At 50.5% G+C, this 13,065-nt stretch carries 11 protein-coding genes, 3 tRNA genes and 1 rRNA gene; 3 read left to right on the top strand and 12 right to left on the bottom strand.

Going from position 1 to position 13,065, the window contains the following annotated elements:
- Positions 1 to 3: 3 nt before the first annotated feature.
- On the bottom strand, positions 4 to 1,437 hold the full coding sequence (locus tag FNL37_RS11030; RefSeq protein ID WP_015829112.1) for a sigma-54-dependent transcriptional regulator: 1,434 nt from the start codon (positions 1,435 to 1,437) through the stop codon (positions 4 to 6).
- Positions 1,438 to 1,681: 244 nt separating this feature from the next.
- Between FNL37_RS11030 and FNL37_RS11025 the strand changes: the two genes are divergently transcribed.
- Positions 1,682 to 2,002 (top strand): thioredoxin family protein, encoded by a 321-nt coding sequence (locus FNL37_RS11025; protein ID WP_159356208.1) that lies wholly within the window; start codon positions 1,682 to 1,684, stop codon positions 2,000 to 2,002.
- A gap of 67 nt (positions 2,003 to 2,069) precedes the next feature.
- Here the strand turns inward: FNL37_RS11025 and FNL37_RS11020 are convergent.
- From FNL37_RS11020 to FNL37_RS11010, 3 genes are all read right to left on the bottom strand, one after another.
- Positions 2,070 to 2,145 (bottom strand) — tRNA-His (locus tag FNL37_RS11020).
- Positions 2,146 to 2,170: 25 nt separating this feature from the next.
- A tRNA-Arg gene (locus FNL37_RS11015) sits at positions 2,171 to 2,247 on the bottom strand.
- Between the two features lie 26 nt (positions 2,248 to 2,273).
- Positions 2,274 to 2,350, bottom strand: a tRNA-Pro gene (locus tag FNL37_RS11010).
- An 81-nt stretch (positions 2,351 to 2,431) separates the two neighbouring features.
- Between FNL37_RS11010 and folD the strand changes: the two genes are divergently transcribed.
- Positions 2,432 to 3,295 (top strand): bifunctional methylenetetrahydrofolate dehydrogenase/methenyltetrahydrofolate cyclohydrolase FolD, encoded by an 864-nt coding sequence (gene folD, locus FNL37_RS11005; protein WP_159356530.1) that lies wholly within the window; start codon positions 2,432 to 2,434, stop codon positions 3,293 to 3,295.
- 175 nt (positions 3,296 to 3,470) lie between these two features.
- Positions 3,471 to 3,893 carry an RNA polymerase-binding protein DksA gene (gene dksA / locus FNL37_RS11000; protein WP_013440900.1) on the top strand — a complete coding sequence of 141 codons (423 nt, stop codon included), beginning with the start codon at positions 3,471 to 3,473 and terminating at the stop codon, positions 3,891 to 3,893.
- A gap of 105 nt (positions 3,894 to 3,998) precedes the next feature.
- Here dksA and pnp read toward each other — a convergent pair whose 3' ends face one another.
- The 8 genes from pnp to rrf form a co-directional block, all read right to left on the bottom strand.
- The gene (gene pnp, locus FNL37_RS10995) at positions 3,999 to 6,122 is read right to left on the bottom strand and encodes a polyribonucleotide nucleotidyltransferase (protein WP_159356207.1); all 2,124 of its coding nucleotides are present in this window, start codon (positions 6,120 to 6,122) and stop codon (positions 3,999 to 4,001) included.
- A 114-nt stretch (positions 6,123 to 6,236) separates the two neighbouring features.
- A complete protein-coding gene (gene rpsO, locus FNL37_RS10990) occupies positions 6,237 to 6,506 on the bottom strand; it encodes a 30S ribosomal protein S15 (protein ID WP_015829110.1) in 270 nt (89 codons plus the stop codon).
- Positions 6,507 to 6,705: 199 nt separating this feature from the next.
- Positions 6,706 to 7,611, bottom strand: coding sequence for a tRNA pseudouridine(55) synthase TruB (truB, locus tag FNL37_RS10985; protein WP_159356206.1), 906 nt, complete (start codon positions 7,609 to 7,611; stop codon positions 6,706 to 6,708).
- 27 nt (positions 7,612 to 7,638) lie between these two features.
- Positions 7,639 to 8,010 (bottom strand): 30S ribosome-binding factor RbfA, encoded by a 372-nt coding sequence (gene rbfA, locus FNL37_RS10980; protein WP_013440896.1) that lies wholly within the window; start codon positions 8,008 to 8,010, stop codon positions 7,639 to 7,641.
- A 15-nt stretch (positions 8,011 to 8,025) separates the two neighbouring features.
- Positions 8,026 to 10,770, bottom strand: a complete 2,745-nt coding sequence (gene infB, locus FNL37_RS10975; RefSeq protein WP_159356205.1) for a translation initiation factor IF-2 — start codon at positions 10,768 to 10,770, stop codon at positions 8,026 to 8,028.
- A 90-nt stretch (positions 10,771 to 10,860) separates the two neighbouring features.
- Positions 10,861 to 12,327 (bottom strand): transcription termination factor NusA, encoded by a 1,467-nt coding sequence (nusA, locus tag FNL37_RS10970; protein ID WP_159356204.1) that lies wholly within the window; start codon positions 12,325 to 12,327, stop codon positions 10,861 to 10,863.
- A gap of 43 nt (positions 12,328 to 12,370) precedes the next feature.
- The gene (gene rimP / locus FNL37_RS10965; RefSeq protein WP_013440893.1) at positions 12,371 to 12,808 is read right to left on the bottom strand and encodes a ribosome maturation factor RimP; all 438 of its coding nucleotides are present in this window, start codon (positions 12,806 to 12,808) and stop codon (positions 12,371 to 12,373) included.
- A gap of 166 nt (positions 12,809 to 12,974) precedes the next feature.
- A 5S ribosomal RNA gene (gene rrf, locus FNL37_RS14155) occupies positions 12,975 to 13,065 on the bottom strand; the annotation flags it as partial.

The raw sequence follows: 13,065 nt of genomic DNA, 5'->3' as shown, positions 1-13,065 counted from the left end.
GGCCTATTCTTTGTACTCTTCCTGGGTTTGTATGCGGCTATATAAAGTGGTGCGATTGATACCGAGCAGCTTGGCGGCCTGGCTCAAATTACCGTGGGTAATTTTCAGGGCGGCATTCACATAAGCGTTTTCCCAACGCTTCAGCACGGCATCCACATTGATGTTGGCTTCGCTGCGCAGGTGCTGGTAAGCATGCAGGGTGATGGCATCGCCATCGTTGAGCAGAATCTCTTTCACCTTGATCTGCCCGATCAAATCCAGCTCTGAGGATAGGCGGCTCTGTGTCACGGTCTCGCCGGCGTAATTGGCCAGCAGGCGGATGATGATGTTACGCAGCTCGCGCACATTGCCCGGGAAGTGATAATCCATCCATAACTGCTGCGCCTGCTCATCCAGCTTAAATAACGCCTGCCCTGTTTCACGAGCATAGAATTGACTGAAATGCTCCAGTAATAGCAATCGGTCATTTTCCAGATCACGCAATGGCGGAACGCGCAAAGCGAATACGCTCAGCCGGTGATAAAGATCGATACGAAACTTCCCATTGCGCACCTCGGTACGCAAATCGCGATTGGTGGCGGCAACGATACGCGCCCGGCTTTGCCTGGTCTGCGTTTCACCCACGCGCTGGTATTCGCCATTCTCCAGCACGCGTAATAACTTGGCCTGCAGCTCCAGTGGCAACTCGCCAATTTCGTCCAGGAATAACGTCCCATCCCCCGCATCTTCAAAATACCCTGTCTGGGTGTTGGCGGCGCCAGTAAACGCGCCTTTGCCATGCCCAAATAAAATGGACTCGGCGAGTAAGGGCGATATGGCCGCGCAGTTGATAGAAAGATAAGGCGCGTTCGCACGCTTGCTGAGGCGATGCAGACTGGTTGCAACCAGTTCCTTGCCGCTACCGGACTCGCCTTCGATCAGTACGGGAAATGGCGCATCTGCAAACTGCGATATTTGCGTGCGCAAGGTTTGTATGGGCGCGCTTTCGCCCAGCAAGCCTGGCAAGGAAGTTTCGTTGCTTAAGTCCCCCTCAGTCTGCTCGGCATGCTGCAACTGCAAGGCATTGAGCAAAATCGTCTGCAGTCGCTCGACATCACAAGGCTTGGGAATAAAATCCACGGCACCCAGCGTGAGGGCGTGCTTCACATTAAACGCTTCATTCTGGCCCGACAGCACCAATATCTTCATGGTGGGCGAATGCGCCAGCAATTCGGAAATCAACTGAAATCCCTCATCCGGCTTTTGTGGCGAGGGAGGCAAACCAAGATCAACCAAAGCCAGGGAAGGCGGCTCACTCAGCTGGCGCAATACGCTTTGCGCTTGGGCACGGGAGGCGGCGACAAATACATCGAACGATTTACCCAATACGAAGTGCAATGTATCGGTGATCAGAGGATCATCGTCAACAATAATAAGAACTGGACGAGCTGTAGTCATGGCACCCCCTTACCACAGCTTAAATTAAAGAATTTTTATTTTTCATGACGTTACTATAACCACTAAGCCCAGTAGCATCAATGGCAGATATCGATGCAGGAGCGCGCCAGATGCCTGATTCGCCACGGACAAAAAGCCTACAGTACGCATCGTTTTGTGATCGTATTTCTTCATTATTTGAACGGAAATGGCGATACGATATCCACCCCATGGTGAATATGATCGTAAAAGGACCAAGTACATCATGACTGAAAACCTTCCTGATCCGACTCGAGCTGAAATTGATCAGCTGGCAGGTCCTGCCTTGATAGAATTCGGGGCTTCGTATTGTGGCTATTGCCAACAAAGGCGCCCATGGATAGATGCACTGATAAAAGCCAATCCCCACATAAGGTATTTCCGGGTTGAAGACGGAAAAGGACGTCGCTTGGGCCGTAGCTTTGGCGTCAAGCTATGGCCAACATTGATATTTTTGCGAGATGGTGAAGAAATAGCACGAGAAGTGAGGCCAGACAGCCAGGAAGCAATTGAGCGAGCGCTGCAACAGATAACAACTCGAAGTTAAGCGAGCCTAGTGGATTTAATGCTACTAGATGCGAGTGATCAGGGAGATTTTAAAACTAGGAAGCAAATGGGGTGGCTGATGGGGCTCGAACCCACGACAACTGGAATCACAATCCAGGGCTCTACCAACTGAGCTACAGCCACCATTGAAACTGGGGGATCAGTATCATGGCCTGCCCGACAGGAATCGAACCTGTAACCCCCAGCTTAGAAGGCTGGTGCTCTATCCGGTTGAGCTACGGGCAGATTGTCGGACAATCGTTTTGAAATACTGGTCGGGGTGGAGAGATTCGAACTCCCGACATCCTGCTCCCAAAGCAGGCGCGCTACCAGACTACGCTACACCCCGAGGACCGCAAATATAGCGCAAACCAGCGGTGTGGTCAAACTGAATCTGTTAAAATCATGGTTTTTCATTCGTCCATATTCTATGTCCGCACAACTCATCAATGGCAAAGCCGTTGCCGAATCCATGTTACTTGAGCTCAAGGCACGCGTTGACCAACGCCTGGCTGCTGGCAAGCGTGCACCTGCCTTGGTTGTCATCATGCTGGGCGCAGATCCTGCGTCGGCGATTTATGTGCGGAACAAGCGCGTCGCGTGTGAGAAGGTTGGCATACGCTCTCTTGCCTATGATCTGCCAGCCGACACTTCAGAAGCCGATCTGCTGGCGTTGATCAGACAGTTGAACGAAGATAGTGAAATCGATGGCATTTTGGTGCAATCCCCGCTTCCTCCGCATATCAGCGAAAAGAAAATCATCGAGACCATCTCTGCTAGTAAAGATGTCGATGGCTTTCATCCATACAACATTGGTCGCTTGGCTGTACGTGAGCCGACCCTACGCTCCTGTACGCCATTTGGTGTCATCAAACTGTTGAAGTCGGCCAATATTCAGTTAATGGGGCTGGATGCTGTCGTCATTGGTGTCTCCAATCATGTCGGCCGCCCCATGGCTCTTGAGTTGCTTTTGGCTGGATGCACGGTTACTTGTTGTCATCGCCATACCAAAAATCTGCGCGAGAATATCGAACGTGCTGATCTCGTCGTTGTAGCCGCAGGCAAACCCGGATTGATTAACGGTGAATGGATAAAACCCGGCGCGGTAGTGATTGATATTGGTATTAACCGCCTGCCAGATGGCAAGATCTGCGGCGATGTCGACTTTAACATTGCCAAGGAACGTGCCAGCTGGATTACACCTGTACCGGGTGGTGTCGGACCCATGACGGTTGCCACATTGATGGAAAATACCTTGATGGCTCTTGAACTCAAGGAATCCGCCCAAATATAGTTACCAGTATACTGATTGGTAGTACACTAGCCGACATTGTGGAAATTGAACGCTCATTTGATATACGAAGGCAACATGTTCAATGCAGTTAGGTGTTTTGCATACCATTTATATTAGGTGTACACTTTCTCCGCTTTAAATTTTGTCAATCGCATTTTGAGTTTTCAAGGCACCTATGGCTGAAGCAATCACAAGACAATTTATTCCTTATCAACCGAAACCGGATGAGGAATACATGAATGACAAGCAACTCGACCATTTCCGCAAGATCCTGAATGACTGGAAAGCCGAGTTAAGTCACGACATTGATCGCACTGTGCACACCATGCAGGACGAGGTGACCATGTTTGCTGACCCGAATGACCGTGCCAGCCAGGAATCCGACATGGCGCTGGAGCTACGCAATCGTGACCGCGAGCGCAAGCTGATCAAGAAAATCGACGAGACCCTGGGCAAGATCAACGAGCACGAATATGGCTATTGCAACAGCTGCGGAGTTGAAATTGGCTTGAAGCGTCTCGAAGCTCGCCCTACCGCAACACTTTGCATTGATTGCAAAACGCTGGATGAAATTCGCGAGCGTCAAGTTGCCAAATAAATAAGGGTTTCTATTCGGCATCACCATCTTTTGATGGCTTGCCAGAAAAACAAAAAGGCCGGAAATTCCGGCCTTTTGTTTTAGTGCTATCGCTATCCTATATGCTTAAGATGCTTCTGTTTCAGCCTTGGCTTCTTCTGCAGGTGGATCGATCAGCGCCTTCATGCTTAAACGCACGCGGCCTTTTTCGTCAGCTTCCATTACCTTGACCTTAACAACCTGGCCTTCCTTGAGGAAGTCACCCACTGCATTTACGCGCTGATGAGCGATTTGCGAAATGTGCAACAAACCATCTTTGCCTGGCAGCAATGAAACAATCGCACCAAAATCCAGCAACTTGATGACAGTGCCTTCATACGTCTGACCAATTTCAACTTCTGCAGTAATGGCTTCAATGCGACGCTTGGCTTCTTCACCAGCCTCTGCGCTGGTGCAACCGATCTTGATCGTGCCATCTTCTTCAATATCAATGGTGGTACCGGTTTCTTCGGTCAGCGCACGAATCACTGCGCCGCCCTTGCCGATAACATCACGAATCTTTTCAGGGTTGATCTTCATGGTGATAATGCGAGGCGCAAAAGCGGACAGCTCTTGACGGGTCTCACCCATTGCTTCCTTCATCAGACCCAGAATGTGCAGGCGGCCTTCCTTGGCTTGTGCCAGAGCGGCTTGCATGATTTCGGCAGTAATGCCGGTAATCTTGATATCCATTTGCAGGGCGGTAATGCCATCTTCCGAACCGGCCACCTTAAAGTCCATGTCACCCAGATGATCTTCGTCACCCAGGATATCGGTCAGAACTGCAACGCGGTTACCTTCCTTGATCAGGCCCATGGCAATACCTGCCACGTGGGTCTTGACTGGAACGCCTGCATCCATCAATGCCAGACAGCCGCCACAGACGGATGCCATGGAGCTTGAACCATTGGATTCAGTAATTTCCGATACGACGCGAATGGTATAGCCGAACTCTTCCTGGCTTGGCAATGCAGCCAGCAACGCACGCTTCGCCAGACGACCATGGCCGATTTCACGACGCTTAGGCGTACCCACACGACCAGTTTCGCCGGTAGCGTAAGGAGGCATGTTGTAATGCAACATGAAACGATCGGTGTATTCACCTTGCAGGGCATCAATGATTTGCTCATCGCGGCCAGTACCGAGAGTTGCCACGACCAGAGCCTGCGTTTCACCGCGGGTGAACAAGGCAGAACCGTGGGTACGGGGCAGCACACCAGTACGGATGGTGATCGGGCGCACAGTGCGGGTATTACGGCCATCAATACGTGGCTCGCCATTCAGAATCTGACCACGCACCACCTTGGCTTCGAGATTATGCAGAATGGACTTGATTTCGTTCGCTTCTTCAGTCGACGTGGCTTCAGTAATCAGCTCACTCAACACACGGTTTTTGATTTCATCCAGCTTGGAAGAACGAGCACCTTTGGACTTGATCTGATAAGCAGCGTTGATATCGGCGCTAGCAATGCTGGTGACTTTTTCGATGAGTGCGGTGTTTTCAGCAGGTGGAGTCCAATCCCATGGCTCTTTGCCAACTTCTGCCGCAATTTCGTTGATCAGATTGATCACGGCTTGCATTTGCTCGTGGCCATAAACCACAGAACCCAGCATCACATCTTCAGGCAATTCCTTGGCTTCCGACTCCACCATCAGTACAGCGGTCGATGTCGCAGCAACTACGAGATCCAGCTCTGTATCTTTCAACTGAGTGGCTGTCGGGTTCAGTACATATTCACCATTGATGTAACCTACACGCGCTGCACCAATCGGGCCATAGAATGGAATACCGGAAATGGCCAGGGCCGCGGAAGCGCCGATGATGGCAGGAATATCGGAATCGATTTCGCTGTCCGACGACATCACGGTCGCCACAATTTGCACTTCGTTGTAGAAAGCTTCAGGAAAGAGCGGACGCAGAGGACGGTCGATCAGACGCGATGTCAGCGTTTCCTTTTCGGAAGGGCGACCTTCACGCTTGAAAAAGCCGCCAGGAATCTTGCCGGCAGCGTAAGTGCGTTCTTGGTAATCCACAGTCAATGGGAAAAAATCCTGACCAGGCTTTACATCAGTTTTGCCGACCACAGTAACGAGCACGACGGTATCGCCGTAACTCACCATCACTGCGCCATCAGCCTGACGAGCGATTTCGCCCGTTTCCAGAGTCAGCTCATGCTGACCATACGTAATCGTTTTTTTAATGGCTTTCACGTCTTATGTCCTTATTAAAACGAAAAAGCCGATAAGCGCCGCGTTACCGCTTTGCCTTCGGCTTGTTTCTTCAATTCACGAATTTGCGCTGATACTTTACAAGGTGCAACGTAATTATTTACGGAGACCCAAGCGCTCAATCAGAGTGCGATAACGATCAGCATTCTTGCGCTTGAGGTAGTCCAGCAATTTGCGGCGCTGACTTACCAACTTCAGCAGACCACGACGGGAGTGGTGATCCTTGGCATTGCTTTTGAAATGCTCTGTCAAATATGTAATGCGAGCGCTAAGAAGTGCAACTTGAACTTCTGGGCTACCTGTATCATTTGGAGCTTGTTGGAAATCAGCAACAATCTTTGCTGTTTCTTGAACTGTAATTGCCATAACTTATATCCTGTATTGTGAGATGTGTTTGCGCGTCAATGCAAATGCAGGTTACATCCAGCCCCGCTAGAGCATTCATTTACAATCAACTTTTAATTATATCTTCATTCAATCATAAACTCAAGAAAGCTTTGCCAGACTGGCTGCATTCTTGAGTGAAGAATAGTTTCAAATGAGGAAGTCGCTCAACCGCGCTTTGTCAGGCAGTTTGACGCAGCAAACGCTTGGGCGCGATTGCACCGCGTGAGGTTTGCTCCCCTATCCCCAGAAAATCACCCTGTTCAGTATAGATTCTGAATACCCCTTCAATACTGAGGCCAGACTTCCACACTTCCTGGCCTCGCAGTAAATAGAAGGCGCTATCAGCATCAATCGTCACTTGCGGCAAATCCTCGATCCCAGCATCCGCACCAAGCAAAGCCTCGTCTCGCTGCTCCAGTGACATTTGTTCGAGCTGTTCGATAGTCACTGCATCATCCAGATGGAAATGTGCAGTCGTCAATCGGCGCAAACCACCAAGATGGGCACCACAGCCTAGCAACTTACCGATGTCTTCGGCCAGAGTACGAATATATGTACCCTTGCTACATGACACTACGATCTCAAATTGGTTACCCTCAAACCGCTCCAGCGTAATGTCATGTATGCGAACTGGCCTGGCTTCCCGCGTAATTTCTACGCCATCCCGGGCATATTCATAAAGCGCTTTACCACCGTGTTTCAACGCCGAATACATGGGGGGGACCTGCAATATATCGCCCATCATCTTTTTGAGCGCAACATCCAACTCTGCCGGGGTGGTCGTAACGGGTGACCGCTTGAGTATTTCCCCTTCGGCATCACCCGTTGTGGTCGTGCTGCCCAGCGTCACCAGAGCGCGGTAGCTCTTATCGGAATCCAGCAGAAAATGAGAAAACTTGGTCGCTTCACCCAAGCATATTGGTAGCAAGCCGCTTGCTAATGGATCCAGGCTGCCTGTATGGCCTGCCTTGGCTGCCTGAAACAGGCGTTTGACGATTTGTAATGCCTGATTGCTGGATATCCCTAACGGCTTATCCAGCAACAAGATGCCGCTAATATCGCGTTTGATTCGTTTGAACTGCACAGTTGCGACATGACTGACGTCATTGCGTCAGGCATCACCTTTGTCAGCGTTATCTTGATCCTGCGCCAACGCATCATCGATCAGTCGCGATATTTTCATACCATTATCAATAGATGCATCGTAAACAAAATGCAATTGAGGCACTGTGCGCAATAAAAGCCGTTTAGCCAGCTGACTTCGCAAGAAGCCTGCTGTTTTCTCGAGCCCCTTCTGCAATTCTGGCGTGCCTTTTTCGGCACTGTAAAAGACCTTGGCATGGGCCAGGTCACCGCTCACCTCAACTTCAGTAACGGTGACCATGCCCACACGAGGATCTTTTACTTCAAACTGAAGCAGATCTGCCAATTCGCGCTGCATCTGCTCCGCTACGCGATCGCTACGGGAAAACTCTTTTGCCATGTTCGCCTTCTGACCTTACAACGTTCTGGCAACTTCAACAATTTCAAATACTTCCAGCGTGTCACCCACTTCAATATCATTGAAATTCTTCAGTGACAAACCGCATTCGAAATTGGATTTCACTTCCTTCACGTCATCCTTGAAGCGCTTCAGCGAATCCAGTTCGCCGGTATGAATCACCACGTTATCGCGCAGGACTCGCACCTTGGATGAACGACGAATAACACCATCGCTCACATAGCAACCCGCGACCGCACCCACCTTGGAAATACGGAATACTTCGCGAATTTCCACGGTACCGATCATGGATTCCTTCTGCTCCGGTGACAACATGCCACCCAGTGCGGCTTTCACTTCATCCACTGCTTCGTAAATGATGTTGTAGTAACGAACATCCACACCCGAAGAGTCGATCAGCTTGCGAGCACCGGCATCCGCACGGACGTTAAACCCAATGACAACAGCCTTGGATGCTGCTGCCAGGTTGACGTCAGACTCGCTGATTGCACCCACACCGGTATGTATGATGTTGACCTTGACTTCGTTGGTAGAGAGCTTTTGCAAGGAAGTTGCCAGCGCTTCGTATGAACCCTGCACATCGGATTTGATGATCAGCGGCAGTACCTTCACTTCGCCTTCAGCCATTTGCTCGAACATATTCTCGAGCTTGGCAGCTTGCTGCTTGGCCAGCTTCACGTCGCGGAATTTACCTTGACGGAACAAGGCGATCTCACGTGCCTTGCGCTCATCATTCAGCACAATCACTTCCTCACCTGCGGATGGCACATCGGACAAACCGAGAATCTCTACCGGAATAGAAGGACCCGCTTCCTTGATGTCATTGCCCGCTTCATCCAGCATGGCGCGCACGCGGCCAAACGCGGTACCTGCAAGCAACATATCGCCACGACGCAGAGTGCCGGATTGAACCAGAATGGTAGAAACCGGGCCACGGCCCTTGTCCAGGCGACCTTCAATTACCAGGCCCTTGGCAGGGGTGTTCTTTGGCGCTTTCAGCTCCAACACTTCTGCCTGCAACAGCACGGCTTCCAACAGTTCATCGATCCCGGTGCCAGCCTTGGCTGAGACTTCAACAAACATGGTATCGCCGCCCCAGTCTTCAGGGACCACCTCGTGCGTTACCAGCTCTTGCTTGACGCGCTCTGGATTGGCATCAGGCTTATCTATTTTGTTTACCGCGACCACAACCGGCACACCTGCAGCCTTGGCATGGTGAACGGCTTCAATCGTTTGTGGCATCACACCGTCATCGGCAGCGACGACCAGAATAACCACATCGGTAGCCTTGGCGCCACGAGCACGCATTGCGGTAAAGGCTTCGTGACCTGGCGTATCCAGGAAGGTCACCATGCCGCGTGGGGTTTCCACGTGGTACGCGCCAATATGCTGCGTAATGCCGCCAGCTTCACCGGAAGCCACACGGCTACGGCGAATGTAGTCCAGCAAGGATGTTTTACCGTGGTCAACGTGACCCATGACGGTAACAACGGGAGGACGGGCCTCCTGAATGGCTTCCGCATGATCGTGCTCTTCCAGGAAGGTTTCCGGATCATTTGCCGCTGCCGCTTTGGCAACGTGACCCATTTCCTCTACCAGGATAATCGCCGTTTCTTGATCCAGAACCTGATTGATGGTTACCATCATGCCCATTTTCATGAGCACCTTGATCACTTCACTGGCTTTAACCGCCATCTTGTGTGCAAGATCAGCGACTGAAATTGTTTCTGGGACGAGCACCTCATGCACGATCGGCTCAGTAGGCGCATTAAACGCGTGTTGCTGATCTTCATCCCGGTGGGATTTTGACTTGGACTTGTGAGTGCGCCAGCCTTGTGTAGGCGCAGCATCGCCGCGCGTTTTAATACCGCGCTTCTTGTTTTCGGCGTCTGCCCAATCTTTGTTATTTTTGCTGCCTTTTTTAGCGCCCTTGTCATCAGCTTTGGTAGCATCCTTGACCGCTGGCTTATGCAACGTACCTTCAACCTTGGCAGGCTTGGCGGCTTCTGCAGCGGCCGCTGCAGCTTTCTTGGCTTCTTCTTCCTGACGCTTCTGCAGGATTTCCTGCTTCTTACGCAACTCAGCCGTTTGGATAGCAACCAGCGCGGCGTGACGACGCGCTTCTTCTTCGCGTTTGGCGATTTGTTCAGGGCTCAGCACACTGATACGCCCACCAGATGCGGGGGCAGCAGCGGGTTCAGCAGTTACCTCGGTAGCCGTAACAGGCTCCGCAATAACTTCGGGCTCTTCTACGATCGCCGGTGCTTCAGCTTCAACAACCGCAATTGGCTCCGGTTCGGCAACTGGCTCTTCGCGCACAATCTCTTCAACAACCGGCTCGGCTACGGGAGTTTCAGCAACGGTTTCATATTCTTGAACTTCAAGCTCGGCCTGAGATTCGGGAATAAACTCATTACCCTGATCGTCTTGCTCAGGCAAGGATGGATCGCGACGTACCAAGACACGTTTTTTACGCACTTCCACCTGGATGGTTCTGGCCTTGCCACTGCTGTCCGTCTTTTTGATTTCGGTATTCTGGCGGCGCGTAAGGGTAATTTTGTTTTTTGGTGCCTGGGCGCCATGCTCCTTGCGCAAAAACTCCAGCAATGAGGTTTTGTCATGCTCAGTCAAGGTGTCATCCGCCGCAGCCTTATTTACCCCAGCCCCTCTTAATTGCTCCAACAACAGCTCGGCCGGCAGCCCTAACTCACTGGCAAATTGTGCTACGCTTGTTTGTCCCATCCTGTTACTCCATCCTCATCTTACGCATACCACTGTTCATTTAATTACAAACGTTGTTGCGTCTAACTGAAATTCAATTTCATGATTTGCTTACGCAAACCATGGCGCACGTGCCGTCATGATCAACTGCTTGGCACGTTCCGCATCCATGTTGGCCATTTCCATCAATTCATCAACAGCCAGGTCTGCCAGGTCTTCCATCGTGGAAACGCCCTTGGATGCCAGCAAATGCGCTGTAGCATCATCCATGCCGTCCATTGTCAGCAAGCTTTCCGAAGCCTCTTCCAGCTTCTCTTCCTTGGCAATGGCTTCGGTTAACAAGGCTGCGCGTGCGCGCTTGCGCAATTCGTTGATTGTTTCTTCATCGAAGGCATCAATTTCGCTCATTTCAGCGATAGGCACATAGGCAATTTCTTCCAGTGTGTTGAAACCTTCTTGCACCAGAATATCGGCAACTTCTTCATCAACATCCAGCTTGTCGATAAAGAGCTGACGCGTCTTGGTATATTCTTCTTCATGCTTTTGAGCAGCTTCGGCTTCGGTCAGAATATTCAATGTCCAACCGGTCAGCTCAGAGGCAAGGCGAACATTTTGACCATTACGGCCAATCGCTTGTGCCAACTGCTCTTCATCCACGACCACATCCATGCTGTGTGCATCTTCATCCACGACAATGCTGGAGACTTCGGCCGGCGCCATTGCGTTAATGACAAACTGCGCAGGCTCCATGGACCATAAAACAATATCTACACGTTCGCCAGCCAACTCGCCGGTGACGGCTTGTACACGTGAACCGCGCATCCCGACGCAAGTGCCGACAGGGTCCAGGCGCTGATCATTCGATTTAACGGCAATTTTGGAACGCAAACCTGGGTCGCGAGAAGCGGATTTGATCTCAAGCAGACCCTCTTCAATTTCCGGCACCTCAAGCTCAAACAGTTTGATCAAGAATTCAGGGGCGATACGGGAAAGCACCAACTGCGGGCCGCGTCCGGTACGTTCGATCCGCGACAAATATGCACGCACGCGATCACCAACGCGCAAATTCTCCTTGGGGATCATTTGATCACGTGGCAACACAGACTCAATGCGACCCACTTCAATAATCGCGTTACCCTTTTCCATGCGCTTGATGACACCTGTCACCAAATGCTCTTTACGCGCCAGAAAATCATTCAGAATCTGCTCACGCTCGGCTTCACGCACTTTTTGCAAAATAACTTGTTTTGCTGCCTGGGCACCAATGCGCCCAAACTCAACAGATTCCAGCGGCTCTTCATAATAATCGCCGAGACTCAAGCCTTCAGCACGCTCATCATCCGTATACATCTGCGCAGCAGGATTTTCCAGATCATCATCAGAAACAATCTGCCAGCGGCGGAATGAATGATAATTGCCGCTATCTCGCTCAATTTCGACACGAACATCTGCATCTTCGGTAAAGCGCTTTTTGGTTGCAGAGGCCAGCGCCAGTTCCAGCGCTGTAAAGATCACTTCCTTGGCCACATTTTTCTCGTGGGCCAGCGCATCTACCAACAATAATATTTCGCGACTCATTTCAAATCTCCGCCTAAAATCTGTATCACAACAGGTACTTAAATTATTTAAACTCAGGTGCCAGTCTAGCCTTGTCTATATTGGACAAGGCAAGGCGATGCAGCACCCCTTCCTGTTCAATCAACAGGTTATCCTGTTCAATACCTTGCAAAATCCCAATAAAATTCTTCCGGTTATCCACTGGGATACGCAATTTCACTTGCGCACGCTCACCAGTAAAGCGGATGAAATCGGCATCTTTCTTTAAGACACGATCCAAGCCAGGCGACGAAACCTCGAGCCGGTCATAGTCAATATCGTTTTCTACCGCGAGCACATTACCTAGCTGGTTACTGACGAGTACACAATCATCAATATTGATACCCTCAGGTTTATCAATAAATAATCGGATCAGCTTGCCCCGGTTAGAAATCTCGACATCCACCAACTCATAACCAAGTTGGCTGACAGATTTTTCCAATAATGAATACAAATCCTGCATTCGAGATGCCTTTTATCCTCTACAGAAACAAAAAATGGGCTTACGCCCATCAAAAATACATTATATCAATCAATTCAATGAATTGATAATACAAGATAGCACAAATAGAAAAGCCCTCTAATGAGGGCTTTTCTAAAAACTTACCAAAGGCAAGTATATATAAGAAGCTTGGCGGTGACCTACTTTCGCATACGAGAAGTATACTATCATTGGCGCAGAATCGTTTCACGGCCCTGTTCGAGATGGGAAGGGGTGGT

This window comes from Methylovorus glucosotrophus (assembly GCF_009858335.1).
In the GTDB taxonomy this organism is placed as follows: Bacteria; Pseudomonadota; Gammaproteobacteria; order Burkholderiales; family Methylophilaceae; genus Methylovorus; species Methylovorus glucosotrophus.
Note: the sequence above shows the minus strand (reverse complement) of the source record. Positions and strands in the feature narration are given on the sequence as shown.